20 protein-coding genes are annotated in these 25,036 nt (G+C 60.9%); 10 read left to right on the top strand and 10 right to left on the bottom strand.

Features of this window, described 5'->3' with window-relative positions:
• Window positions 1-88: 88 nt before the first annotated feature.
• From GIR22_RS19830 to pbpC, 5 genes are all read right to left on the bottom strand, one after another.
• Window positions 89-646, bottom strand: coding sequence for a DUF4136 domain-containing protein (locus GIR22_RS19830; protein WP_154744962.1), 558 nt, complete (start codon window positions 644-646; stop codon window positions 89-91).
• A 47-nt stretch (window positions 647-693) separates the two neighbouring features.
• Window positions 694-1,299 carry a DUF4136 domain-containing protein gene (locus GIR22_RS19825; protein WP_154744961.1) on the bottom strand — a complete coding sequence of 202 codons (606 nt, stop codon included), beginning with the start codon at window positions 1,297-1,299 and terminating at the stop codon, window positions 694-696.
• 24 nt (window positions 1,300-1,323) lie between these two features.
• Window positions 1,324-2,073, bottom strand: coding sequence for a methyltransferase (locus tag GIR22_RS19820; protein WP_154744960.1), 750 nt, complete (start codon window positions 2,071-2,073; stop codon window positions 1,324-1,326).
• Window positions 2,066-2,374: a MazG-like family protein gene (locus GIR22_RS19815; RefSeq protein ID WP_154744959.1), complete on the bottom strand. Its 309-nt coding sequence runs from the start codon at window positions 2,372-2,374 to the stop codon at window positions 2,066-2,068. Before GIR22_RS19815 ends, GIR22_RS19820 begins: the two co-directional genes overlap by 8 nt.
• A gap of 172 nt (window positions 2,375-2,546) precedes the next feature.
• Complete coding sequence (gene pbpC / locus GIR22_RS19810; protein ID WP_178122366.1) at window positions 2,547-4,877, bottom strand: peptidoglycan glycosyltransferase PbpC; 2,331 nt, start codon at window positions 4,875-4,877, stop codon at window positions 2,547-2,549.
• Window positions 4,878-4,975: 98 nt separating this feature from the next.
• Between pbpC and GIR22_RS19805 the strand changes: the two genes are divergently transcribed.
• On the top strand, window positions 4,976-5,269 hold the full coding sequence (locus tag GIR22_RS19805; protein ID WP_154744958.1) for a hypothetical protein: 294 nt from the start codon (window positions 4,976-4,978) through the stop codon (window positions 5,267-5,269).
• 113 nt (window positions 5,270-5,382) lie between these two features.
• On the opposite strand, the gene GIR22_RS19800 is transcribed toward GIR22_RS19805, so the two are convergent.
• Window positions 5,383-10,278 carry an alpha-2-macroglobulin family protein gene (locus GIR22_RS19800; protein ID WP_154744957.1) on the bottom strand — a complete coding sequence of 1,632 codons (4,896 nt, stop codon included), beginning with the start codon at window positions 10,276-10,278 and terminating at the stop codon, window positions 5,383-5,385.
• 214 nt (window positions 10,279-10,492) lie between these two features.
• Between GIR22_RS19800 and GIR22_RS19795 the strand changes: the two genes are divergently transcribed.
• Entirely contained in the window at window positions 10,493-11,836 is a 1,344-nt protein-coding gene (locus GIR22_RS19795) for an MATE family efflux transporter (RefSeq protein ID WP_154744956.1), read from the top strand.
• A gap of 63 nt (window positions 11,837-11,899) precedes the next feature.
• On the opposite strand, the gene speA is transcribed toward GIR22_RS19795, so the two are convergent.
• The 4 genes from speA to GIR22_RS19775 form a co-directional block, all read right to left on the bottom strand.
• Complete coding sequence (speA, locus tag GIR22_RS19790; protein WP_154744955.1) at window positions 11,900-13,813, bottom strand: arginine decarboxylase; 1,914 nt, start codon at window positions 13,811-13,813, stop codon at window positions 11,900-11,902.
• Window positions 13,814-14,023: 210 nt separating this feature from the next.
• Window positions 14,024-14,395: a translation initiation factor Sui1 gene (locus GIR22_RS19785; RefSeq protein ID WP_122538523.1), complete on the bottom strand. Its 372-nt coding sequence runs from the start codon at window positions 14,393-14,395 to the stop codon at window positions 14,024-14,026.
• Window positions 14,396-14,688: 293 nt separating this feature from the next.
• Window positions 14,689-15,225 carry an NUDIX hydrolase gene (locus GIR22_RS19780; protein ID WP_154744953.1) on the bottom strand — a complete coding sequence of 179 codons (537 nt, stop codon included), beginning with the start codon at window positions 15,223-15,225 and terminating at the stop codon, window positions 14,689-14,691.
• A gap of 2 nt (window positions 15,226-15,227) precedes the next feature.
• A complete protein-coding gene (locus tag GIR22_RS19775; protein WP_154744952.1) occupies window positions 15,228-16,295 on the bottom strand; it encodes a DUF2333 family protein in 1,068 nt (355 codons plus the stop codon).
• Window positions 16,296-16,653: 358 nt separating this feature from the next.
• Between GIR22_RS19775 and GIR22_RS19770 the strand changes: the two genes are divergently transcribed.
• The 8 genes from GIR22_RS19770 (at window position 16,654) to fis (ending at window position 24,981) form a co-directional block, all read left to right on the top strand.
• Window positions 16,654-18,615 carry a methyl-accepting chemotaxis protein gene (locus GIR22_RS19770; RefSeq protein WP_154744951.1) on the top strand — a complete coding sequence of 654 codons (1,962 nt, stop codon included), beginning with the start codon at window positions 16,654-16,656 and terminating at the stop codon, window positions 18,613-18,615.
• A 191-nt stretch (window positions 18,616-18,806) separates the two neighbouring features.
• Window positions 18,807-19,262: a type II 3-dehydroquinate dehydratase gene (gene aroQ / locus GIR22_RS19765; protein WP_154744950.1), complete on the top strand. Its 456-nt coding sequence runs from the start codon at window positions 18,807-18,809 to the stop codon at window positions 19,260-19,262.
• A 24-nt stretch (window positions 19,263-19,286) separates the two neighbouring features.
• Entirely contained in the window at window positions 19,287-19,745 is a 459-nt protein-coding gene (gene accB / locus GIR22_RS19760; RefSeq protein ID WP_154744949.1) for an acetyl-CoA carboxylase biotin carboxyl carrier protein, read from the top strand.
• Between the two features lie 17 nt (window positions 19,746-19,762).
• Window positions 19,763-21,124: an acetyl-CoA carboxylase biotin carboxylase subunit gene (gene accC / locus GIR22_RS19755; protein ID WP_154744948.1), complete on the top strand. Its 1,362-nt coding sequence runs from the start codon at window positions 19,763-19,765 to the stop codon at window positions 21,122-21,124.
• 208 nt (window positions 21,125-21,332) lie between these two features.
• Complete coding sequence (prmA, locus tag GIR22_RS19750; RefSeq protein ID WP_154744947.1) at window positions 21,333-22,211, top strand: 50S ribosomal protein L11 methyltransferase; 879 nt, start codon at window positions 21,333-21,335, stop codon at window positions 22,209-22,211.
• A 30-nt stretch (window positions 22,212-22,241) separates the two neighbouring features.
• Window positions 22,242-23,465, top strand: a complete 1,224-nt coding sequence (locus tag GIR22_RS19745; protein WP_154744946.1) for a DUF3426 domain-containing protein — start codon at window positions 22,242-22,244, stop codon at window positions 23,463-23,465.
• Window positions 23,466-23,650: 185 nt separating this feature from the next.
• The gene (dusB, locus tag GIR22_RS19740; protein WP_154744945.1) at window positions 23,651-24,664 is read left to right on the top strand and encodes a tRNA dihydrouridine synthase DusB; all 1,014 of its coding nucleotides are present in this window, start codon (window positions 23,651-23,653) and stop codon (window positions 24,662-24,664) included.
• A complete protein-coding gene (gene fis, locus GIR22_RS19735; protein ID WP_003186237.1) occupies window positions 24,661-24,981 on the top strand; it encodes a DNA-binding transcriptional regulator Fis in 321 nt (106 codons plus the stop codon). The genes dusB and fis overlap by 4 nt, the downstream gene beginning before the upstream one ends.
• Window positions 24,982-25,036 lie beyond the last annotated feature (55 nt).

Genomic DNA, 25,036 nt, shown 5'->3' with positions numbered 1-25,036 from the left:
GCGGCTGCGCTGGCCAGTCGCCATGAAGGCGACTGGCGGAGGAAAGGGAATCACAAGAGGCGGGCAAACACTCTTATCTGGGATTCCATCAATGCGGCGGATAGTTGGACAGCACCTTGGTCACCGTTGCCCGGATCGCGGCGCTGCGATCCTGAGGGCTGGGGGTGCCGCTGAGGATTTGCTCATCGCTGCCGCGCCACACCAGCTTGCCGTCCTTGCCGTCCAGCAAATCAATCTGGAGGGTCGCGACCTTGTAGGTGATATTGCGGGTCTCGTTGTACATCGGCGCGCCCCAATACCCGTTCCACGGGCCGCCCCAGGCGCCGCCATAATTGGTGCTGACTTGCTGCTGACGGTCTTCGACGATCAGGTACGCCTGTATATTCAGATCCGCCCTGGTACCGGGCGTCGCCGGACGCAAGCCGCGCTGGTCGAGTTGCTCGCCCACGGCCTGGCGAATCCGCTGTTCGGTGAGGTCACTCTTGATCCGCGGATCATCGGGCCGGTACTGCAAGGCCGGTTCTTTCCAGCTCCAGTTGCGGTAGGCGGCAAAGTCCCGGCTGGCGTCAAAGTCGTGGTTCACCTGGCTGGTCTGGCAACCGCCCAGCAGCACAACAAAAGCGAGCAACGCGATACGACAAAACATGATTCTTTCTCCAAGGGGCGGCCCCGAGCTTGAAATGAGAATAGCTGCTAACTGGGAGGATACGCCGTCATCGCCTTTTGCACAGCCTGGCGCAAGGCATCACCGCGCTCGCCGAGGCTGCCCTGGCTGCCGGTTTCGGCACTGGCGCTCCACACCGGCTGGCCACTGCGGGCGTCGAACAGGTTGACCCGCACCACCACGACCTGCACCTCATAGGTGCGCACCACTGGCACGCTGTTGTACATGCCGTAGCCATTGCCATAACGGTTGTAGCCACCATAGCCGTAACCATAATCGTCCTGGACCTGGCGCAGACGCTTCTCCAGGCGTACATCGGCACTGACCAGCAAGTCTGGTGGCCGGTTGTCATGCAACGGGCGCAAGCCGCGTTGGTCCAGGGCACCGCTGACCGCTTCGGCGACCTGTGCCGAGTCAGCCCAGGCCGTGCCCGCCGGCAGTTGGCCGTTGCGCCAGGCCCAATTGCGATAGGCGCCGTAATCACGCACCGGCGCCGGGTAGGCACTGCGATCAAAGGTGGCGGCCGCTTGGGCAGGCGCCGGGGGCATGGGGTTGGAGGCCGCAACATAAGGGTTGTTGCTGGAACAGGCGCCCAGGCCCAGGGACAGCAAAATCAATCCAACACAGCGTTTCATTTCGACCTCCGCAATTTGCGCCGTTTAAACCGGACGGCAGATCCAGTGCAAATAACGCCCAAGCCCGGCAAAGCTTGGGTGACGACGGTGAGCGAGCTCCATCTCCAACAAGTCCTGCAACGCGACACGAGCCTGGAACTCCCCCGGCATATAGTCGTGGAACACCCGCACGCCACTCTGGGTTTCGACCTGCCACAGGCCCTCTAGTTGCGCCGCCAACTCCCGAGGGTCAAGGGGCTGTTGCGGGGTCAGGCTCTGCTTTTCGCCGGCCATGTCATTCTTGCGCATTTTGCGAAAGTGGCCCTTGAGCAAATTGCGGTAAATCAACGCATCGCGGTTGTAAAAAGCCAGGGATAACCAGCCGCCGGGCACCGTCAGTTGGTGCAACACCGGCAGGATCGCGTGAGGCTCGGCCAGCCATTCCAGCACGGCGTGGCAGAGCACCAGGTCGTAGGGTTCGGTGAGCTGGCCCAACAGATCCTGCCAGGGCGCCTGGATAAAAGTCGCCGTGTGCCCAGCGTCGGCAAAGCGTTGACGGGCGCCTTCGAGCATCGGCTCGGCGGGTTCGGCCAAGGTCACATGATGACCACGCTCAGCCAGCCACAGCGACATATGACCCAGGCCGGCGCCGATATCCAGCACCCGCAGCGGGCGATCCGGCAGCGCTTCAACAAGGTCGGCCTGCAACACCGCCAGGCGAATCGCGCCCTTGGCCCCGCCGTAGATTTTCTCGGCAAACCGGGTGGCCAATTGGTCGAAATGACGGTCACTCATGGGCAAACCGCCGTTCGCTGTCAGCCAGCTTGGCGCGTACCACTTGGTCCATATCCAACCCCAGTTCGCTGCACAGCAACAGCAGATACAGCACGATATCACCCACCTCCTGACCGGCATGGGCGAGCTTGTCGGCAGGCAACTGACGCGACTGGTCTTCGCTCAGCCATTGGAAAATTTCCACCAACTCGGCCATTTCCACACTGGCGGCCATGGCCAGGTTTTTCGGGCTGTGGAATTGCTTCCAATCATTGTTATCGCGGATGCGATGCAGGCGTTCGGTGAGATGTTCGAGGTTCATGGGGGGCTCCTGAAGGTGTATAGCTTCGGGCGGATGAGCGGGGAAGGCAAGCGTGCGTAATGCGCATGTGTAGGAGCGAGCTCGCTCGCGAAAAACGTTAACGCAGCACGCCAGGTGGGTCGCGGGGCCTGCAGTTTTTTCGCGAGCACGCTCGCGCCTACCGTGAGTAAGGTCAATCCACCACGCTGAACTCCACTCGTGCCGTCTGGCCGGCTGCATCGAGCACACTGAGTTGATAACGCCCCAACTGCTCGAAACTGGCATGGATGCTGTCCTGATTGGCGCTATCCCCCAGCGGCGCGCCATTGAGGAACCACCAGCGTCGGCCACTGCCGCCCAGGGCGGAGATTTTCAGCCGCAGTTGCTGCTGGCTGCCAGCGGGAAGCCGCAGCCGGTCTCCTTCGCGCACACCGACAATAGACAGCGGCGAAGACGCCGCCAGCGCCGGTGGCGGGCAATCAGGATCGGCCGCCGGGATTCGTGCATCACGGCGCTCCACTCGCGGTAACCAGGGCTCCAGCGGCGCTGGCCACACAGCGATATCCCGAGACACTGCCCCCGGGCAATTGGCGTCCACCCGCAACCCTTTGGCATTGACCCAGACTTTCTCCATCAACCCGACACTCAACGGCTGGTCCAGCGCCTGCAACGTCGGCGGCGTGGTGTTATCCAGGGTCCAGGCGAAGCGCTGACGACGGCAATTGGGATCGCTGCGACTCATGGGTTGGCCCAGGGGCCAGCAGATGGCAGCGACGCCGACGTTCATCGGCACCGGTTTGACCCCGGCACTGATACCGCGCTGGCTGTCACGATTGGTCAGCACGTCGTGTACTTGCAACATCAACGGCGCCGCCGAAGCCAGGCCGAACTGACCGGGCACCGGAGTGCCATCCGGACGGCCGATCCACACACCGATCAGATAGCGCGGCCCGACGCCAATCGCCCAGGCATCGCGAAAGCCATAACTGGTGCCGGTTTTCCAGGCCAGCGCCGGACGCTGTACCAACTCGGCCCGGGGGTCGCGGTCAGGTCGCGCCAGGCCACTGAGAATGCGCCGCACAATCCACGCCGAACCTGGGGACAACAAGGGGCGTTCGCGCAGCACATCGTCCGGTTGCAGGCGAAGGGTGGCGCTCTTGCCGTCCCGGGCAAAGGCACTGTAACCACTGACCAGGTCCTCCAGGCGGCTGCCGGCGCCACCAAGGATCAGCGCCAGGTTCGGTTCCGCCAGCACCGGCAATGCCAGAGGCATACCCGCGATGCGCATTTGGCCAGCAAAACGTTTCGGCCCGTAGGCTTCCAGCAACTGCACCGCCGGCAAGTTCAAGGAGCTGGACAACGCAGTACTGGCCGGCACCGCGCCGCTGAACCCCATGGAAAAGTTACCCGGTCGATAATCGCCGTAACGCCTTGGAACGTCCTGCAGCAGCGATTCGGAGTGAATCAGCCCAGCGTCCAAAGCCATGCCATAAAGGAAGGGTTTCAAGGTGGAGCCCGGCGAACGCAGGGCGCTGATCATGTCGACATGGCCGAAGCGCCGGGCATCGTTGATGTCCACCGACCCCAGGTAAGCTCGTACCGCCATGGTTTCTTCCTCCACCACCAGGATCGCCGCCGAAGTGTGCTCAGGCAAACGGGCGCGCCAGCCCAGCAACAAGTCTTCAAGACGACGCTGCAGGGTGGCGTCCAGGGTGGTGCGTATCAGCGGCGGGCTGTCAGGCCGGTTCAAACGGCGCGCCAGCAATGGCGCCAGGCTCGGCTCCAGGCGTGGCGCCAGCAGCAAGGGTTCCTCCAGGGCTTCATCGACGGCAGCCTGCGGCCACACCTGAAACTCGGCCAGCCGGCGCAACACCTTGTCCCGCGCTTGCTGGGCACGTCGCGGGTGGCGATCCGGGCGCAAGCGGCTGGGTGCCTGGGGCAATACCGCGAGCATTGCAGCCTCGGCATGGGTCAGGTGCTGCGGTGATTTGCCCAGATACGCCCAACTGGCGGCCGCCACGCCTTGCAAGGTTCCACCAAAAGGCGCGCGGTTCAGGTACAGGTTGAGGATCTGGTCCTTGGATAAGTGCCATTCCAACTGGGCAGTGCGCCACAGTTGCCACAACTTGCCGTGGAAGGTGCGCGAATGGGGATCGAGCAAACGCGCCACTTGCATCGACAACGTGCTGCCACCCGACACCACACGTGCATCGCTGAGGTTTTGCCAGGTGGCGCGCACCAGGGCCAACGGGTTGATGCCGGGGTGCTGGTAGAACCAGCGGTCTTCATAAGTCAGCAGCGCATCGAGGTAGTACGGCGACACCTCACGGGTTTGCACAGGATAGCGCCACACGCCGTTGGCATCGGCGAAACGCCACAACGGTGTACCATCTTCGGCCAGCACCACGCGAGCCTGGTCATCCTTGGGCAAGGGCAGCGGCCAGATTTGGTCTGCAAGCCATGGCAAGGCAATCACCAGCACCACACTGGCGAGGATCCAGCGCGCAACTAATCGCAAATTCACCCAGGCAAACCTCTATGCTTCACGGAACTAGCCCACGGGATTGACGACCAAAGGCTCAGGTCCGGCAGATACGCCCACCTTTTCATCAGGACGCACATATGCAGGTAGAAAGCTTTTTCGAATGGCTGGGCCAGGCGCTCGGTTCCGTCATCCGTTTTATCGTCGACGGGCTCAGTGGATTATTCAATGCATTGACTCATGCCGGCGGCAACTTTGTCGAAGGCCTGTCACGCACCTTGGGCATGGACACCTCGATCATCAGCATCATCACCTTGATCATCGGCCTGATGTTGCTGTACTCGGCAGTCCGCGCCTTCATGCGAGCCTCGATCATCATGGGGATTATCTGGTTGATGCTTGGGCTGTGGCTGCTCAGTTGGGTCGTCCACTAAATTGTAGGAGCGAGCTTGCTCGCGAAGAACGTCAACGATAACGCTGGCATTCTGAATAAACGCGGTGCCTCTGCGTTTTTTGCGGGCCAGCCCGCTCCTACAGTTAGTTGCGTTTAGCGGCCCTTGATCACCATGTCCGCCGGGGTTTCCCCCACCGCCTGCCAGTTCGGCCGGTACATCGACTCCACTTGCGGCGGCGGCACACGGTAAGTTCCCGGCGTCACGGCTCGCGCCAGATACAGCAGGTGCGTGGTGCCATAGCCATCCAGATTCAGCGCTGCCACATACCGATCATCGCGGAACTCCTGGTGTTTGAGGGACGCGTTCTGCATCGACTCACGCCATTCCTTGACCTGGCTGCTGGCGTTTTCCAGGCTGGCGGCGCTTTGTGCCAGGTTCTGGTTCTCCAGCTCCAGGCCGGCGGGCAACAGGTCCACCACCAGAGCGTCCGGCACCCGTTGCTTGGCGCTGACAGCCAGGTGTACCAGCACCAGGTCGCCGCTATTGAGATTATGCAAGTTCAGCGGCTGGCCATTCATCCCCAGGTACTCACGACGAATACTCAGGTTCTCGCCACCGGCGGCCGGTGACTGCTGTGGATAACCGGAAATGCTCAGTTGCTGGTAGATCGGCTCGCTGCCCTGGTTACGCAAGGTCAGCGGTGATGCCAGCAACGCCCCTTCCAGCTTCAGGCCCGACTGGCCGTTATTCAGCTCGCGGGTTTCGCCACCGCTGGTGAGCTGTGCGGTCCAGTTGGCTTCGGGTTTACCCAGCAAGGTGCGCCCGGCAAGGAACAATGAGTTGCGCTCCTGGGTCGACAACCACTGGCTGGCCGCCATCTGGTCCGACAGCTCGAACAGTCGCTCTTCACGTTTGCCCTTGGCCAGATCGTTCTCCTCCAGCAATGCCAGAATCATCGCCTGGTCGCGCAACGGGCTGCCGTAGTCCGCCAACCATTCATTGGCTTTGCGCTTCACCGCCAGCCCGGCAATCAAGGCCTGATCGGCACGGGGCTGATCGCCCATCTTCTGCAAGGCGATAGCCAACTGCACCAGCGGCAAACCGGAACGGACGTCGGTACGCCGCTCGAACAAGCTGCGCAAAGCCCCCAACGGCGCCTGCTGACTACGGGCCAGGACCATGCCGGCATAGGCCTGCACAGCGAACCGGGTGTGGTCGGCATTGTCGCTGTAGTCGACATCGATCAGGTTGCGCTCCTGCACATAACGCAGCAGGCGCTCACTGGCTTTCTTCAGCGCCTCGGACGGCACAGCGAACCCTTGGTCGCGAGCCCGCAGCAGGAAGTCAGTGACATAGGCCGTCAGCCAGTATTCTTCCTCACCATCGGCCCCCCACAAACCGAAGCTGCCGTTGTAGCGCTGCATGCCCAACAAACGCTCAATACCCAACTCGATCTTGCGTTTGCGCTCGGCATCCGGCTCGCCCTTGAGGCCCAGGCGCGCCAACACTTGCGTATCGGCATACAACGATGGGTACAGCCCGCTAGCGGTTTGTTCCAGGCAGCCATAGGGATAAGCCTTGAGCGCACGGATCTGTTCGCCAAGGTTCAATGGCGGCCGGCTCGACAGGCTCAACAGTGCCTCACGCCCGGCCGGTTCGAACAACGCCAGTTCGGCGTCCGGCAAACTCCAGGTTTGATCCTTGAGCACCGCGCGGTATTGCTTAAGCAATGCCGGATAAGCCGGGCGCACGCCCAAGGTCCATTCGCGGGTAAACGGCGGCAGGTTTTCGCCCGGCAGGGCCAGGCCATTGACCGTGACCTTGACCTTGCCCTGACCAAACCCGCCCAGCGCACGCACCGGAACCTGCAACGTAGTGCGCTGGCCCTGGGTCAACTGCACGCTTTGCGAGGGATCGCCCAGCAACGTCAGTTGGCCTTCGGCGGTCAATTGCACATCAAGCTTCTGCGCGTTGCCCGACAAATTGGACAAGTCCAGCGCCAACCGAGTCTGGTCACCCCCGGCCAGGAAGCGCGGCGCCGAAAGCTCGGCAACCAGCGGCGCAGCGATCACCGTCTTGCCTTCGGCCATGCCGTAGCGATCATCGGTCCAGGCCTGGGCCATCAGGCGCAGTTCGCCGTTGAAATCAGGAATATTGACGCTGACCTCGCCCTCGCCTTGATCGTTCAAGGTGACCGGCGCGCTCTGCAAGGCGACGATGGTCACGCTGGTGTCTGGCCGCTTGCCGCCCTTGGCCAACGCGGCGTCGCCACCGAACGCCAGGCTGGCGAGGCGGCCTTGCCCGGCTTCGATCAACTGGCCATAAATGTCGAACTGGTCGACCCCATAAGCCTTGCGGCCAAACAGGCTGGAGTAGGGGTCCGGCGTCGGGTATTCGGTGATATTGAGAATACCCACGTCCACCGCCGCCAGCAGTACATGCACCTGTTTCGGTACGCTGCCGTCGGTGTTCCTGGCGGTGATCTTCACCGTCAGCGGTTGTTTGGGGCGCATTTTTTCCGGGGCCGCAAGGGTCACGCCAAGCTTGCGCTGGGTACGATCCAACGGCAGATGCAGCAAGCCCACCGCACGCTTGGGCGTGATATTAGCCTTGCGTTCGCCCGCACGAACCACCAGGGCGCTGACATACAGGTCATGGCGCGACCATTTCGGGTCGAGCTTCACGGCAAAGCTCTTGCCTTCGGCCGGCACCTCGATTTCCTGCCACCACAACGGTCCTTCGCTGGATTCCAATAGCAGATAACCTTTACCTGCCGCCGGCGGGGTAACGGTGACAGTGGCGGTATCGCCATCGCCATAGGCCGGTTTGTCCAGCGCCAGCTTGACCTGATCCGGCCGTACGGCACCGCCTTCGGTATTGTCCTGGGCCTGGTAACCCGCCCAGAAGCGCACACTGCTGATCAGACCGGTTTGCGGGTCTTCAACCTCGACGCGATAAGGGCCCCACTCCACCTGGAAGCTGGCCTTGGCGGTGTCGCCAGCCTTGATAGTGACGGTCTGCTCATCAAGGTTGAGAAATTTCTCGTTGTAGTGATAGCTCCAGCCATCGTTGTCGGAGTAGTTCCAGTAGTAGTCGCGGCGCTCGCGCACCAGGCGCACCTTGAGGTTCTCGGCAGCCAGTTTCTGACCGTCCTGGTTGGCCACCAGTACTTCAAACTCCACCGGGCCATCGCCATTGGTTTCCTTGCCCTCGAACAAACCGCGCAAGCCCGGCAACTGTTTGGCCGGCCACACCGGTTGCACCAGCCGCCGGGTAATCGGCCGCCCGCCCGACTCTTGCAGGCTGGCCTGGACAATGAGTTGCAGCGGCGACTTGACGTCCGCCCATTTGCTTTCCAGCGTCAGCAGTTCTTCGCCGTTGACGTCGAGCACACTTTCGTCCAGTTCGAAGTCCTGGCTCAGTTCTTCTTCAGTGACAGAGCCGAACTGATAACCCGGCAGCGACTTGACCGCTTCGCGCAGTGGGCGCACATAGACTTGCCCGCTGACCCGGTTACCGGACGCCGGTGCGCCGTACAGGTAGCGACCGTTGACATGAATGGTGGCGTTGTCGGCCGGTTTGAGTGGGGTATCACTGCCCTTCAGCTCCAGAGCCAGGCGTTCCGGCAAGAAGTCCTCGACAAGGAACTCATAAAGCTGCGGCTTGCCGTCACCCAGGTCGAACACCAACTGCCAGCGGCCCGTCGGCGCTTCGCCGGCCAGTTGCAGCGAGTATTGATAAAGACCGGAAGCATCGGCATCCCAGACAAACTTGCGGCTGACCTGCTCATCCGGGCGACGTACCTCCACACTCACCGGTTGTGGCTTGACGGCCTTGCCGTCCTTGTCCCGCAACAGCGCATTGAGCAGTACGGTTTCACCCGGGCGATACAGGTCGCGGGGGCCAAACACAAAAAATTGCAACGGATGGGCGGGCTGGCCGCCAATATCGAATTCCGCCAGGTCCAAGGCTGCACTGTCCAGGCGCAGCATGCTGGTCTGGTCACCCTGCTTGGCCAGTAGCACCTGGGCTTTTTTCGGCAGTGGCAACTCGGCATGGCCGCCCTTCTCGGTCTTGCCCTGGCCCAGCACGCGACCTTCGGCGTCGAGGACTTCCAGGTCCACGCCATCCAGGGCTTTGCCGCCTTCAAGGGCCTGGGTGAATACGTCCAGGCGGTTCTGGTAACGGTGCACCGACAGGCCGATATCACTCAGGGTGAACAGCGTGGCCGGTTGCGAATAGTCGTAGGTGCCCGATGCACGCATCACCGCCAGGTACACCCCCGGCTGTTGCAGTGGCTTGAGGCCGGCGATCGGCAGTAGCAGGGTTTCCCGGGTGTTGCGCACAGGGTTCAGGTCGAAGCGGCCGCTATAGACCAGGTCGGCCATAGGCAGCAGTTCGCGGGATTCATAGCTTTGCAGGCTGGAGTTGCGCCCCCATCGGGTGAGGAATGCGGGCAGTGATTCAGGCTTGATGCGAAAGAACTCGACGTCGATCTTGTCGACATTCAGCGCGATCACCGGCAAGCCCTCGGCCAACCGTGTCGGCAATAAGGTGCCACGGCTGGCAAACCCGACAGTCGCTTGCAGGTCACGGGTTTCCAGGCGGCTGGTGTATTCGGCGGCGAGCTTGGCGCCGTTGACGGCGCGCAGGCCGGCGTCCACCGTCAGCACCAATTTACGCTGGGGTTCCAGATGGCGCAGGCGCAGTTCCATCAGGTTATCCGACAGCTCCCAGGCGCCATCGACCTTGCCCGACTTGCTGTCCACCAGATGCAATTTACCGTCGAGCTTCTGCTCGGGATCGAGGGGAATCGAGAAGCTCACCGACAAGGTACTGGCGCCGTCCAGTTGGACTTCGGAGACGTCCACCACGCTTAACTCTCGGCCGGCATAACGCTGCTTGAGCGCGGCCACATCCACCGCAGGCTTGACCTGTACCGGCACGGTAGCTGCCGCAGGGGCCGGCGGAGCAGCCGCTTTATCGGATGAATCGCAAGCGCTCAGCAAGGCCAGCGCACAAGCCAGGAACAGTCCTTTGTTAAGCATGGGACACTCGTTGTCAGGGGATGCAAGGGATGAACTATATATCAGCGCAGGCAAAGGGGTTGTGGCGCTGGTCACATTGACCGACGGAGGGCGGCTTGGTTCTGGGTGGCACGGGCTTCGAGATCATTCCTACGCAGGTGCGCAGGTCGTTCCCACGCAGAGCATGGGAACGATCAGGGTACGCGGGTACAATGCGGCTCCCCAAGGAGCCTCCATGACTGCCCTGCTCACCGACTGGCGCCACCGCCCCACCCATCGCCGCGTCTGGGCCCTGGCCGCGCCGATGATTCTGTCGAATATTTCCGTGCCGCTGGTGGCGTTGGTGGACAGCATGGTCATCGGCCACCTGCCCCACGCCCATCAATTGGGCGCCGTGGCCGTGGGGGCCAGCCTGTATACCTTCCTCGCCTGGGCCATGGGCTTCCTGCGCATGGGCTCCACCGGGTTTGCCGCACAGGCGGCCGGGCGTGGAGACGGAGCCGCACTGCGGCAAATCCTGCTGCAGGGTTTGTTGCTGGCGCTGGGCCTGGCGATGGTACTGGGCACCATCGGCGTGCCGCTGAGCGGTGTGGTGCTGGACTGGATGCAACCGTCGCCGGAACTGAATCAACTGGCCCGCGAGTTTTTCCATATTCGCTTGTTCGGCCTGCCCGCCGCACTCGCCAGCTACGCGTTGGTGGGCTGGTTCCTTGGCACGCAAAACGCCCGCGCACCGTTGGCGATCCTGCTGACCACCAACCTGGTGAACATTGCCCTGAACCTGTGGTTTGTACTCGGCCTGGACTGGGGTGTCGTCGGTTCGGCGCGGGCGTCGGTGATTGCCGAATGGACCGGCGCCCTGCTGGGACTTGCCATGACGCAAAAAGCCCTGCGTGCCTATCCCGGGCATATCGCCTGGGCAGCGCTGAAACGTTGGCAGAGTTGGCGCCCGCTATTGGCGGTGAACCGCGACATTTTCATCCGCAGCCTGGCATTGCAGTCGGTGTTTTTCATGATCACCGTACAAGGCGCGCGGCTGGGCGATGCCACGGTGGCGGCCAATGCACTGCTGCTCAATGGGCTGCTGTTGACCGCCCATGCCCTGGATGGTCTGGCCCACGCGGTGGAAGCGTTATGTGGCCACGCCATCGGCGCCCGTGACCGCCAGGCCTTGCGCCGCTCCCTGGTGGTCGCCTGCGGCTGGTCATTGCTGGCTAGCGTCGGCTTCGCCCTGCTGTTCTCGGTGGCCGGCCATCTGTTTATTGTCATGCAGACCGATATCCCCAGCGTGCGGGAAACAGCCTTCATCTACTTGCCGTATCTGGCGGTGCTGCCACTGATTGCCGTGTGGAGTTACCTGCTGGACGGTCTGTTTATCGGCGCCACCCGTGCCCGGGAAATGCGTAACGGCATGCTACTCAGTGTCGTCGTGTTACTGCCGTTTGCCTGGGCACTGCAAGGTCTGGGCAATCACGGCCTGTGGCTGACGTTCTTGCTGTTCATGATCTTGCGCAGCGCAATTCTGGCTGCTTTTGCCTGGCACTTGAGCCGCCGTGATCAATGGTTCACCCACGCTTGAGCCCGACGAACACCTATAAAAAAACCCACCAGCTCTGGTGGGTTTTCTTTAGCCGCTAATCCATCAAGACGACAGGTAAGACGACCGCGTCAGCCCCAACCGCAAAGCGTCCAGGAACTGGGTACGCTCGCTGGCCGTGATTTTCGCGCTGGCGCACTTGTCACGGTAGTGAGTCATCAACTCCTCCGGCGACAAGTGCACGTAGCGCAGCATGTCTTCGATGGTGTCGTGGGTCTCGATACCGGCGCTGTACACCGAACCGTCATCACGCTGGTAGATGTTCACCGAGTCGGTGTCACCGAACAGGTTATGCATATCCCCGAGGATTTCCTGGTAGGCGCCCACCAGGAAAATCCCCAGCAAATAGTCCTCACCTTCGTTCAAACCATGAACCGGCAGGCTGGTCTCGATGCTCTGCTCGTCGACGTATTGCTTGATCTTGCCGTCGGAGTCGCAGGTCAAGTCTTGCAGCACCGCGCGGCGCAGCGGCTCTTCCTCCAGGCGGTGCAACGGCAGGATCGGCAGCACTTGGCCAATAGCCCAGGTATCTGGCAGGCTCTGGAACACCGAGAAGTTGCAAATGTACTTGTCAGCCAGCTTGTCGTTGAGTTCGTCCAGCACCTGGCGGTGCGAGCGCTGGCGGGCTTTCAGCGAGTTGTGCAGGCGGCGGCACACGGCGAAGTAGCACTGTTCGGCCAGGGCTTTTTCAGCCAGGGTCAGTTTGCCGTCGGCGTACTGGGTGGCCACGTCGCTCATGTAGTGAGTGGCGCGCCAGTAGGTTTCGGTGACCATTTCAATGTCGGTCGGGCCCAGCAGGTCCACCAGCCATTGCACGGTTTCCGGCAGGGATTCCTTGTTTTCAATCACCGGGACGTCGTCGTTGTGTTTCTCGACGTCAGTAACTTGCACCACCAGCATGGCGTGGTGGGCGGTCAGGGAGCGCCCGCTTTCGGAGAATATGTGCGGGTGCGGCAGGCTCTGCGCATCGCAGAATTCCTTGAGCATGCCCACCACCACACCGGCGTAATCGTCCATGTCATAGTTGATCGAACTGGCGTTACGCGAGTGCGTACCGTCGTAGTCCACACCCAGCCCGCCGCCCACATCGATATGGTCCACCGGCAAGCCAAGGTTGCGCAGTTCGCCGTAGTAACGAATGGCTTCCTTGAACCCGTGCTGGTAGTCCGCCAGGTTGGCGATCTGCGAACCCATATGGAAGTGCAACAGGCGGATGCCCTGGTCCAGGCCAGCGGCGCGGAAACGCTCCACCACCGACAGCAACTGCGCCGCCGACAAACCGAACTTGGACTTCTCGCCACCGGTGTCCGCCCACTTGCTCGACGCCAGGGACGACAGGCGCACCCGTAGGCCGACCTGGGGCTTGACCTTGAGGTTGGCGGCTTCTTCGATCACCAGGCTAACTTCGGATTCTTTCTCGATCACGATAAAGACATTGTGGCCCAGCTTCTGGCCCATCAGCGCCAGGCGGATGAACTCGCGGTCTTTGTAACCGTTGCAAACGATAGTGCCGCCTTTGGGCGCCAACGCCAGTACAGCCAACAACTCCGGTTTGGAGCCGGCCTCCAGGCCGATGGAGACGTCCTGGGTGGCGATGATGTTCTCGATCACCGCTTCTTGTTGATTCACCTTGATCGGGTACAACGCGGTGTATTTGCTCTGGTACTCCAGACGCTCGATATTGGCGTCGAAGGCGCCAGTCAACTGGCGTACACGGTCTTGCAGGATATCCGGGAAGCGCACCAGCAGGGGCAGGGACAGGCCGCTTTTGCGCAACTGGTCAACCTGCTCGTACAGGTCGACGGGCGTGCTGTTCGGGCCGTTCGGACGAACTTCTACGCGACCGGCGTCATTGATCGCGAAATATCCGGCCCCCCAATGGCGAATCCCGTAAACACTGCGGCTGTCCGCAACTGTCCATTGGCTGCCATCGTCTTTGCGTGTGCGTCGTACGGACATCGAAGTCCCCTATAAATGAAGTCGAAGAGCACCATCCTCGTTTCGAGGCTGGCGCAGTCTAAAAAATGAAAATGACGATTTGCCTGTGAGAGGGGTAGACCCCGCTTGCACGACAGAGTTTAGACACCGGTCAGGAACAGGCTCTGTGAAAACCATTCTGTGAGCACCATGGAGGCGAAAAGGTCACAGGGGTGTTTTTCACAGAGGCTGCTAGCCGCCGGACTTCTTCGCCTTGTAACCCAGCTTGATCAGCTCGGCCAACAGCAACTCGACGTGCTCGCCCTGGATTTCGATGACCCCATCTTTCAGGGCGCCACCGGTGCCGCAGCGCTTTTTCAGCGTAGTGGCCAGTTCCTTGAGCGCGTCTTCGGCCAGGGGCACGCCGGTGATGGTGGTCACCGTCTTGCCGCCACGGCCTTTGCTCTCGCGACGTACGCGGGCAATACCATCGCCTTCGGGAATCAGGGTTTGTTTGCAGGTACATGAGTCCACGGGCTGGCGACAGTCCGGGCAATGTCGACCTGCGTCGGTGGAAAATACCAAGCCACCAAGGGCGGCGAAGGATGCGGCTTTTTTGGCCACCGGCAATCCTCTTGGGAGGACAAAGACTGATCAGCACCCAACCGGGCCGCCGACCGCGAAGCCCCACTCAGGCAGGGGCAGCGCTACTGAACCGAAAAACCCTGTAGGAGCGAGCTTGCTCGCGAAGATCGTCAACGATAACGCGGGCCTTCAGGCCCCACGCGTCATCCTTGCGGTTCTCGCAAGCAAGCTCGCGCCTACATGAAGCTATAGCGGTTCAGCTTGAAAAGTCGCGCAGTGTAACGACAAAAAGCCTGCTTGCTAAGAGCCAAAAAGCGTCAATTCATACAAGTTTAGCGACGCGAGGCCAGGTAACGATTCAAGGCGGCCAGGGAGTCCGGACAATAGGGCTTTGCCTGGACATCCTTGAGAACGTCTTCGATGGGCATGAAACGCGCTTCCAGAACCTCTTCAGGCTGCAGGCGCAACGGCCCGTCCCACACCGCCGAGAACGCCGAGCACCACAGCCGGTTGCCCGGGTCTTCAAAGAAAAAATGGTCATGGGCAGTCAACTCGACCCCGCTGACACCCAGTTCCTCCTCCAGCTCACGGGCGGCCGATTGTTCATAGTTTTCGCCCGCCGCCACCATCCCGCCGGCCGCCACATCCCAATATCCCGGATAGATGGCTTTACTCAGGGTACGACGGTGCACGCACAGTTCACCGGCCGAATTGAACAACATGATGTAGGTGCCGCGTCCGATCTGGCCGCGCTTGCGCAGGTCAGAACGTACCAGAGCGCCGAGCAGGTTGTCCTGCTCGTCGACCCACGCGATCAATTCAGCATCGGAAGCCGCGCGGTGTGCGGCTTCCTTGGAGGAAGCGTCCATCATTACCCTTGGTTGAGGAGCTGGCGCAAGTCGATCACGGCAGCGTTTGCCCGGGAAATATAGTTGGCCATGACCAGCGAGTGGTTGGCCAGGATGCCAAAACCGCTGCCATTGAGGATCATCGGGCTCCACACCGTTTCCTGCGACGCTTCCAGTTCACGGATGATCTGGCGCACGCTGACCGTGGCGTTTTTCTTGGCCAGGACATCAGCAAAATCAACTTCGATGGCGCGCAGCAAATGGGACAAGGCCCAAGCCTGGCCGCGTGCTTCATAGAACACGTTATCGATCTGCATCCAAGGTGTTTCCACCACTTCTTCATCGACCTGCGGCATTTCACCCGGCGCCAGCGTTTCGGTTTTCAATGCCGTATTGAGCTTGACCCGGCCAACACTGGCCGACAGGCGTTGCGACAACGAACCCAGGCGGGTCGCGACATCCCCCAGCCAGTTGTTCAGGTTGTCGGCACGGGCGTAGAACAGTGCACCTTTCTGGTTTGGATCCGACAACCGGGCTTCATAGCGGCTCAGGGAGTTTATGCCTTCCTGGTATTCCGATTCGCTGGACGGCAGTACCCAGCTCTTGTTGTCGAAGTTGAAGCGCGGCTCGGCCTTGGCCAGATCCGCGTCTTCCGCCGATTGCGACTGGGAACGGGCAAAGTCCTTGCGCAGGGCGCGGGTCAGGTCACGTACCTGGACCAGCACGCCATATTCCCAGCTCGGCATATTGTCCATCCACAAACCTGGCGGGAAACGGTCGTTGGAGATGTAGCCACCGGGCTTGTTCAGCAAGGTGCTGACCACAGTCTTGAGGGTTTCCACGGTGGTGTATCCCACCACCATTTGCTTGCCTTCCTTCTCGGCGGCAATCTGGGCACCCTGCTGGACTGGAAACAGGGCGGGCTCTTCACTCCAGTACCAACCCAGGGCGCCAGTCACCAACAGGTACAGGACGATCAGGGAAAGCAGGGCCCGGCTCATCAGCAGGTTACGAAAATAGCTGCGGGGGGCCGACTTGGGCTCGGGGTCCGGGCCCTTTGCACTGCCTGCACGATTTTTCCAGTCCAGCATGGCGATATCCTTTCAATCACTTGAGTTCATGCACTTGAATTGATGGCGTGCGTTAAAATCTACGACCACAACCCTACCCCATCGTGCCGGTAAGCGGCGCTTTAAATCAAACCGGCACGCGGGAATGGCTCGACTATAGAGGATGCACGCTTTTTGCGCCTGCCCCCCCACACAGGTTGATAAATGAATAACCGCAACCTGCAGTGCCGCCAAGTGCTGGACGCAATCGAGTACAGCCCACACAGCAAGCAAGGCAAAATGCCATCTTTTCACCGGAGCCCACCGATTCCGTCATAACCATGTAATACAAACGCAATAACTTCAGGCACTTACTTTCTGCTGTCGGTTGAAACCACGCATGCGCCTGAAGCTGCTGACAAACCTGAATACCCTTCTTCTGGTCACCGTATGCCTGGCCCTGGCCGCTACACTTTGGTGGTCGCAACGGGCGCTGGAACGACCTTACCTGTTGATGGAACGCTACCTGGGGTTGTCGCAGACCTTTCAGAACCAGGCGGCGCGCAATATCACCGACTACTTGGCCAGCGGCGACGCACTACGGCTGAGCAACGCCAGTCAGAGCCTGGAGAACCTGTTGCAGCAGGTCGATAAGCTGCCAGCCGAGCAGGCACAAAGCCTGCGACCCAGCCTTATCGATCTGGAGGGTTTCAGCAAGACCGACCTGCTGGCCGCCGGCAAACTGGCCGGCGATCCGCAAGCGCTATTACTACAAGCCGAACGTGAGCTGGGGGCCAATCTGGAGCAACTGAGCCAGTATGCCAGCGGCGCCAATTCACCCGACGCCCCGCGCTACCTGCTGCCCTTGCTGGCAGCCTCCCAGCACTTGGCCAAACTGTCCCTGGCCCGGGACAAACTGGTCAGCAGCGGTCGCAGCGAACTGGCTGACGAGGTCGAGCGGGAAGTGGCCAATATCCGCAGCCAGGCGGATCAGCTCGAACAACTCCCGTTATTGGGTGTGACCGCCAGCACCGAGTCCAATACCAATGACTTCTCGGCGCTGATGGGGCTGGAAAACACCGAAAAAGCCGTCGCCCAAGACGTCGGCGTCAACCTCAAACGAGAACTCAACAACCTGTTGACCCGCTACCCCACCGAACTCAAGCGCACCCGTGAGCAAATCCGCCAGCGGGCGGACCTGGCCCGCGCCACCCATCTGAAAATCGCTGCCGTGCAGCAAGCCATCGCCGGGCTTGATCCCGTGGTGCGGGCCCAGCACGGGCAAATCCAAGGCGAAGTACGGGTGATGCAAGGGCTGATGATCGGCTTGATTCTGCTGATAGCGCTGCTTATCGACACCTTGCAACGACGTTTGGCGCGAGTGCTGACCAACTTGGCACCAGCCTTGTCGACTTGGGCAGAAGGTGATTTCAGCCAACCTATCGTTTTGGGCAACACCAACCGCGAACTGCACGATATCGAAGCCTCCCTGAATCGCCTGCAGGCCTACCTGGTGGATCTCGTGGGAACCATCAGAGGCAACGCCGAACAAGTGGCCGGCAGCAGCCGTACCCTGGCCCAACTAAGCAGCGGCTTGCACGACGGCGCCGAGCGTCAGGCCGGTGACACGGCGCAGATTCGTGACTCCCTTGGAGAATTGGAGGCCACGATCCAGCAAGTCGCCGGTGACGCCAGCCAGGCCGCCAATGCCAGCCGCAGCGCGGGCGAGGCTGTTGAGCAGGGTCAACGGGTGATCGGTTTGAGCTTGACCGGCCTGCATGCGTTGGTCGGGGAGGTTCAAGGCAATGCGCAGATGATTGAAAAGCTGGCAGAGGAATCCGCCACCATCGGCAGCGTGCTGACAGTGATTCGCTCGATTGCCGACCAGACCAACCTGCTGGCCCTCAATGCCGCGATCGAGGCAGCCCGGGCCGGTGAGGCTGGACGCGGGTTTGCCGTGGTCGCCGATGAAGTACGTTCCCTGGCCCAGCGCACGGCCGGCGCCACCACCGAAATCCAGGCCTTGATTGCCAGCCTGCAAACCGCCGCCCGGCAATCGGTGGAAGGCATGCGCGCCCAGGTCGAGCACGCACAAGCCACCGCCCAGCAGGCCCAGGCAGCTGATGGTGCGCTGGATGAAATCGTCGGGGCTATCCAGACCATTTCCGACACGGCGGTACGTATCGCCGATGTAACCGCGCAGCAGAGTGGTGCTGTCAGTGAAATTCGCGATAACAGTGAGCGGATTCATCAACTGGGTGAGGATAACCTGCTGCGCATAGGCCAAGGACGTAGTCAGGGCGAGCATTTGTTGGTGCTCGGCGGCCAGCTCAACACCGCCGTCCAAGCCTTCCGCGTATGACTGCGATGTGATCATTCCCACGTACTGCGTGGGAATGATCACTGCAGTGACCGAATCCTGAGCCACAGTCACATATTTTGCGCAATCCTCGCTAATCGTGCTGGCTATTGCAGAGAACTGGACAGTCACAAAGGCTTTGCGGCATAGTCGCCGGGTTCTGCCATGCCCACACTAATAATTAGGAACAGCCGATGGCGACCTTACTGGTTCTGCACGGACCCAACCTGAACCTGCTCGGCACCCGTGAACCGGGCGTCTACGGTGCAGTCACCCTCGAACAGATCAACCTCGATCTGGAACGACGGGCCCGTGATGCCGGCCACCATTTGCTCTACCTGCAAAGCAATGCCGAGTATGAGTTGATTGATCGTATCCATGCCGCGCGCGGCGAAGGCGTGGACTTTATCCTGATCAATCCCGCCGCTTTTACGCACACAAGTGTTGCATTACGTGACGCGCTGCTGGCGGTGAGCATCCCATTCATCGAAGTGCATTTATCCAACGTGCACAAACGCGAAGCTTTCCGCCATCACTCTTACTTCTCCGACGTTGCGGTAGGAGTGATCTGCGGCCTTGGCGCCAGCGGTTACCGACTGGCCTTGGAGGCCGCCCTGGAACAACTTGAAGAACAGGCTAAACGCCCCTGACCGACCCTTGGGAGTTGATGATTCATGGATATCCGTAAAGTTAAGAAACTGATCGAACTGCTGGAAGAATCTGGCATCGACGAGCTGGAGATCAAGGAAGGCGAGGAATCCGTACGGATCAGCCGTCACAGCAAGACCCCGGCTCAACAGTTCTACGCACCACAGATGCAAGCACCGGCGCCTGTCGCAGCAGCACCTGCCGCCGCTGCCGCTGCCGCACCCGCAGCGCCAGCCGCTCCGGTCCTGAACGGCTTCGTGGTCAAGTCGCCTATGGTCGGCACTTTCTACCGTACCCCGGCACCGACCTCGCCAGCCTTTGTTGAAGTGGGCAAGACCGTGAAAGTGGGCGACACCATCTGCATCGTTGAAGCGATGAAAATGATGAACCACATCACCGCTGAAAAAGCCGGCGTCATCGAATCCATCTTGGTAGAAAACGGTCAGCCGGTTGAGTACGACCAGCCGCTGTTCACCATCGTTTGAACCGCGGAGCACCTTCGATGTTGAAACCTGCGAAGAAACTGCAAAAAGTCCTGATCGCCAACCGCGGTGAGATTGCGCTGCGTATCCTGCGCGCCTGTAAGGAAGAGGGCATCAAGACCGTCGCTGTTTACTCGACGGCCGATACCGAACTGATGCACGTGAAGCTGGCGGACGAAAGCATCTGCATCGGCCCGCCACTGGCCACGAACTCGTACCTGAAGGTCTCGAACATCATCGCGGCCGCTGAAGTGACCGGCGCTGACGGCATTCACCCGGGCTACGGTTTCCTCGCGGAAAACGCCGATTTCGCCGAACAGGTGGAAAAATCCGGCTTCGCCTTCATTGGTCCGAAAGCCGACACCATTCGCCTGATGGGCGACAAGGTATCGGCCAAGTCCGCGATGATCGCAGCCGGCGTGCCAACCGTGCCCGGCTCCGACGGCCCGCTGCCCGAAGACCCGGAAACCGCTTTGCGCATTGGTCGCGAAGTCGGTTACCCGGTGATCATCAAGGCCGCTGGCGGCGGCGGTGGTCGCGGCATGCGCGTAGTGCACAAGGAAGAAGACCTGATCGAGGCGGCCAAGCAGACTCGCGAAGAAGCGGGCGCCTGGTTCAGCAACCCGATGGTCTACCTGGAAAAATACCTGACCAACCCACGTCACGTAGAAGTCCAGGTATTGTCCGACGGCCAGGGCCACGCCATCCACCTGGGCGACCGCGATTGCTCGCTGCAACGACGTCACCAGAAGGTACTGGAAGAAGCCCCGGCACCGGGCCTGGATGAAACAGCTCGCCAGGAAGTCCTGGCCCGTTGCGTCAAGGCCTGCATCGACATCAACTACCGTGGCGCCGGTACTTTCGAGTTCCTGTACGAAAACGGCCGTTTCTACTTCATCGAGATGAACACTCGTGTGCAGGTAGAGCACCCGGTATCGGAGATGGTTACGGGTATCGACATCGTCAAGGAGATGCTGAGCATCGCCGCTGGCAATGTCCTGTCGTTCACCCAGGACGACGTGAAGATGCACGGCCACTCCCTGGAGTGCCGGATCAACGCCGAAGACCCGAAGACCTTTATCCCAAGCCCTGGCATGGTCAAGCATTTCCATGCCCCAGGCGGCAACGGCGTTCGCGTCGATTCGCACCTGTACAGCGGCTACAAGGTTCCGTCCAACTACGACTCGCTGATCGGCAAGCTGATCACCTGGGGCGCGACCCGTGACGAGGCCATGGCCCGCATGCGCAACGCCCTGGACGAAATCGTGGTCGACGGCATCAAGACCAACATCCCGCTGCATCGGGATCTGGTTCGTGATGAAGGCTTCTGCGAAGGTGGTGTGAACATTCACTACCTGGAACACAAGCTGGCTAACCAGTAAGTTTGTGAACCGATCAACAAGGCCGCCTTCGGGCGGCCTTGTTGTTTGTGGCGCACTGGCGCGACGCAGAGCGTGCGGGCGGTATTCCCACGCAGGGCGTGGGAACGATCATAGGGCCAGCCTGTCGTCTTCTTCCCGCGGCTGGCGTAAACTTGCGCGCTTTCGCGGCCTGACATGGCTGCACACTCATTTTTCAAAGGTGCCCGCCATGCCTTGGCTGCAAGTCCGTCTCGCCATCAGCCCAGAACAAGCCGAAACCTACGAAGACGCTTTCCTCGAAGTGGGCGCCGTGTCGGTGACCTTCATGGACGCCGAAGACCAGCCGATCTTCGAGCCGGAACTGAACACCACGCCGCTGTGGTCCCACACGCATCTGCTGGCCCTGTTCGAGGACGGTACCGAGGTCGCCAGTGTCCTGGCCCATATGGAACTGCTCACCGGCGGCCCACTGCCCGAGCACCACAGCGAAGTCATTGAAGACCAGGATTGGGAGCGTAGCTGGATGGATAACTTCCAGCCGATGCGCTTTGGCCAGCGCCTGTGGATCGTGCCAAGCTGGCACGCCGCTCCCGAGCCTGACGCGGTAAACCTGCTGCTGGACCCGGGCCTGGCCTTCGGCACCGGCACTCACCCGACTACCGCTCTGTGCCTGGAATGGCTCGACGGTCAGGACCTTGCAGGCTGCAATGTGCTGGACTTCGGCTGCGGCTCGGGAATCCTGGCCATTGCCGCCTTGCTGCTGGGCGCCAAGGAAGCCGTCGGTACCGATATCGACGTGCAAGCCTTGGAAGCCTCTCGCGATAACGCGGGGCGCAACCACATCCCGGAACAAAAATTCCCGCTGTACCTGCCCGAACAGCTGCCTCAAGTGCAGGCCGACGTGTTGGTCGCCAACATCCTCGCAGGGCCGCTGGTCTCGCTGGCGCCGCAACTGTCGAGCCTGGTCAAGCCGGGTGGTCGCCTGGCACTTTCCGGGATCCTCGCCGAACAAGGCGAAGAAGTGGCTGGCGCCTATGCCAAGGATTTCGACCTGGACCCCATCGCCAACCGCGACGGCTGGGTACGCATCAGCGGACGTCGGCGCTAGAATGAGCGCCTGCATGAATCGGATGGCCGCATGACCGACAGTTTCGTCACCCAGTGCCCACATTGCCAAGCGCGCTTTCGCGTCAACCACGCTCAACTGAGCGTGGCCCGCGGCGTGGTTCGCTGCGGCTCGTGCCTGCAAGTGTTCAATGCCGCCCGACAGTTGCTGGAACAACACGCCAGCCCGGCAACCCCTGTGCCTCAAGCTCCGGCCGCAGAACCGACAGCCGAGGCACCACGGGCCATCAGCCAAAAGCAATGGAGCGCTGAAGAGCTGGACCTGGATAACCTGGACCTTGACGAAGAACTGGCCAAGCTTGAACGCCGGGAGATTCAACATACCCAGTCGCAGGTCGCCGATCGTCGGCAAAAGGAAGATACCTTCAGTGCCACCCGCGACTCAGCCAAGGCCGAGGAAGAACAATGGGCAGCCAGCCTGTTCAGCAACCCGCCCGACGAACGGACTCAGGTAACGCAGGCGGCAGATGACGAACCTGAGCCGGCCAGACAGGCCACAGGCAAACCCAAACGCACAGAACCTTCGATGTCACTCGACACCGTCGATGAGCAAGACGATTATACGCCCCACGCCAAGGACGACCTCGATCCTCCCGTGATCTCCTCCGGCGCCGAACCGGACGCACCTGAAGCCGAACTGCCAGAACGCTCGCCGCCACGCAAGCGCTCTCGCCCCGACGCCAGCGCCCACGATGAAGTGCTCCAGGACCTGGAAGACGACCCGCTGTACCTCTACGCCCAGAAGCGCCCTTCGGGTTGGGGCCGCCGCCTGTTCTGGGCCTTGCTGGTGCTGCTGGCCGCCGCGGGCCTTGCCGGCCAATACATCGCCTATCAATTCGACGAACTGGCACGCCAGGACGCCTACCGCCCCTGGTTCCAGGAACTGTGCCCGAAACTGGGCTGCGCCGTGCCATCCCGGGTGGATATCGACCACATCAAGAGCAGCAACCTGGTGGTGCGCAGCCATCCGGAGTTCAGCGGCGCCCTGGTAGTCGACGCGATCATCTATAACCGCGCAATGTTCTCCCAACCCTTCCCGCTGCTGGAGCTGCGCTTCGCCGACCTCAACGGCAACCTGATCGCCAGCCGGCGCTTCAAGCCCGCCGAGTACCTCAACGGCGAGTTGGCAGGGGTAACCGAGATGCCGTCCCAAACGCCGATTCACATCGCCATGGACATCCTTGATCCAGGTAATAAAGCGGTCAATTACAGCCTGAGTTTCCATTCTCCCGAGTGAATCGGTTCAGGTTTTGAGGTTTGACGGCAGATTATTGACTGAGCCGCCCAGGACCAAACCAGCGGCGATAAGAAAATAACTGTTCAGATTTTATCCAGTTCAGCCTTTATCCAGTCATCGAGAGCGGGTATCATGCCAACCCTTTTTCGAACTCTAATGATCCGGCCCCACAACAGGGAAGTCCTATGTCGGCGGTACGCATCGGCCCATACACATTACAAAACGGCTTGATTCTCGCCCCCATGGCGGGCGTCACCGACCAGCCCTTTCGTCAGTTGTGCAAACGTTTGGGCGCAGGCCTTGTTGTCTCGGAAATGGTCACCAGCGACATGAGCTTGTGGAACACCCGCAAATCGCGGATGCGCATGATCCACGAAGGTGATCCCGAGCCACGCTCGGTACAGATCGCCGGTGGCGATGCGCAAATGCTGGCGGATGCGGCCCGGGCCAACGTCGAGTTGGGGGCGCAGATTATTGATATCAACATGGGCTGCCCGGCCAAAAAAGTCTGTAGCAAGGCTGCCGGTTCTGCCTTGCTCAAGGATGAAGCACTGGTGAGCGAGATCCTGCATGCCGTTGTCGCGGCAGTGGATGTGCCGGTCACCCTGAAGATTCGCACCGGTTGGGACCGGGAGAACAAGAATGGCCTGACGGTGGCAAAGATCGCCGAACAGGCGGGTATTACAGCGCTGGCAGTGCATGGCCGCACCCGCGCCGATCTTTATACCGGTGAAGCCGAATACGACACCATTGCCGCCATCAAGCAGGCAGTGTCGATTCCGGTCTTTGCCAACGGCGACATCGATTCGGCCGAAAAAGCCCGGCGCGTCCTGCACGCGACCGGTGCCGATGGCCTGTTGATTGGCCGGGCCGCCCAGGGGCGGCCATGGATTTTTCGTGAGATCGAGCATTTTCTGCGTACCGGCGAAACCTTGCCGGCACCGGAGCTGATCGAGGTGGAACGTATTCTGCTAGAGCATCTGGCCGCCCTGCACGCTTTCTACGGAGACGTGATGGGCGTACGCATTGCTCGCAAGCATGTCGGCTGGTATCTCGCAACCCTGCCGGGCGCCAGGGAGTTTCGCGCCCACTTCAATCATTTGGATGATACGCAAGCACAGGTCGCCACCGTTCGTGAGTTCTTCGCCGAACGTGACAAGAGCCTGGCGACAGGGGACGGAGAAGGGGTGGCCGCATGACGATGATGACCGAGACTTTAGTGAGTGGAACAACACCCGTGAGCGACAACGTCAATTTGAAACAGCACCTCAACACGCCGAGCGAAGAAGGCCAGACCCTTCGCGGCAGTGTCGAGAAAGCGCTGCACAATTATTTCGCCCACCTTGAGGGCGCTGCCGTCACGGACGTGTACAACCTGGTGCTCTCCGAAGTCGAGGCGCCTTTGCTCGAAAGCGTGATGAACTACGTCAAGGGCAACCAGACCAAGGCCAGTGAGCTGCTCGGTCTCAACCGTGGCACGCTGCGCAAGAAGCTCAAACAGTACGATTTGCTGTAAGCATTCAATCAAACCAGAAAGGCGCCCGCGTAAAACCGGTCGCCTTTTTTGCTGA

The organism is Pseudomonas karstica (genome assembly GCF_009707515.1).
Lineage (GTDB): Bacteria > Pseudomonadota > Gammaproteobacteria > Pseudomonadales > Pseudomonadaceae > Aquipseudomonas > Aquipseudomonas karstica.
This window is presented reverse-complemented; position numbering and strand designations above follow the sequence as displayed.

What these genes read in the sequence shown, in the direction of transcription:
- GIR22_RS19830 (WP_154744962.1), bottom strand. Translation starts at nt 646, where the DNA reads ATGTTTTGTCGTATCGCGTTGCTCGCTTTTGTTGTGCTGCTGGGCGGT.
- GIR22_RS19825 (WP_154744961.1), bottom strand. Translation starts at nt 1,299, where the DNA reads ATGAAACGCTGTGTTGGATTGATTTTGCTGTCCCTGGGCCTGGGCGCC.
- GIR22_RS19820 (WP_154744960.1), bottom strand. Translation starts at nt 2,073, where the DNA reads ATGAGTGACCGTCATTTCGACCAATTGGCCACCCGGTTTGCCGAGAAA.
- GIR22_RS19815 (WP_154744959.1), bottom strand. Translation starts at nt 2,374, where the DNA reads ATGAACCTCGAACATCTCACCGAACGCCTGCATCGCATCCGCGATAAC.
- GIR22_RS19805 (WP_154744958.1), top strand. Translation starts at nt 4,976, where the DNA reads ATGCAGGTAGAAAGCTTTTTCGAATGGCTGGGCCAGGCGCTCGGTTCC.
- GIR22_RS19800 (WP_154744957.1), bottom strand. Translation starts at nt 10,278, where the DNA reads ATGCTTAACAAAGGACTGTTCCTGGCTTGTGCGCTGGCCTTGCTGAGC.
- GIR22_RS19795 (WP_154744956.1), top strand. Translation starts at nt 10,493, where the DNA reads ATGACTGCCCTGCTCACCGACTGGCGCCACCGCCCCACCCATCGCCGC.
- speA (WP_154744955.1), bottom strand. Translation starts at nt 13,813, where the DNA reads ATGTCCGTACGACGCACACGCAAAGACGATGGCAGCCAATGGACAGTT.
- GIR22_RS19780 (WP_154744953.1), bottom strand. Translation starts at nt 15,225, where the DNA reads ATGGACGCTTCCTCCAAGGAAGCCGCACACCGCGCGGCTTCCGATGCT.
- GIR22_RS19775 (WP_154744952.1), bottom strand. Translation starts at nt 16,295, where the DNA reads ATGCTGGACTGGAAAAATCGTGCAGGCAGTGCAAAGGGCCCGGACCCC.
- GIR22_RS19770 (WP_154744951.1), top strand. Translation starts at nt 16,654, where the DNA reads ATGCGCCTGAAGCTGCTGACAAACCTGAATACCCTTCTTCTGGTCACC.
- aroQ (WP_154744950.1), top strand. Translation starts at nt 18,807, where the DNA reads ATGGCGACCTTACTGGTTCTGCACGGACCCAACCTGAACCTGCTCGGC.
- accB (WP_154744949.1), top strand. Translation starts at nt 19,287, where the DNA reads ATGGATATCCGTAAAGTTAAGAAACTGATCGAACTGCTGGAAGAATCT.
- accC (WP_154744948.1), top strand. Translation starts at nt 19,763, where the DNA reads ATGTTGAAACCTGCGAAGAAACTGCAAAAAGTCCTGATCGCCAACCGC.
- prmA (WP_154744947.1), top strand. Translation starts at nt 21,333, where the DNA reads ATGCCTTGGCTGCAAGTCCGTCTCGCCATCAGCCCAGAACAAGCCGAA.
- GIR22_RS19745 (WP_154744946.1), top strand. Translation starts at nt 22,242, where the DNA reads ATGACCGACAGTTTCGTCACCCAGTGCCCACATTGCCAAGCGCGCTTT.
- dusB (WP_154744945.1), top strand. Translation starts at nt 23,651, where the DNA reads ATGTCGGCGGTACGCATCGGCCCATACACATTACAAAACGGCTTGATT.
- fis (WP_003186237.1), top strand. Translation starts at nt 24,661, where the DNA reads ATGACGATGATGACCGAGACTTTAGTGAGTGGAACAACACCCGTGAGC.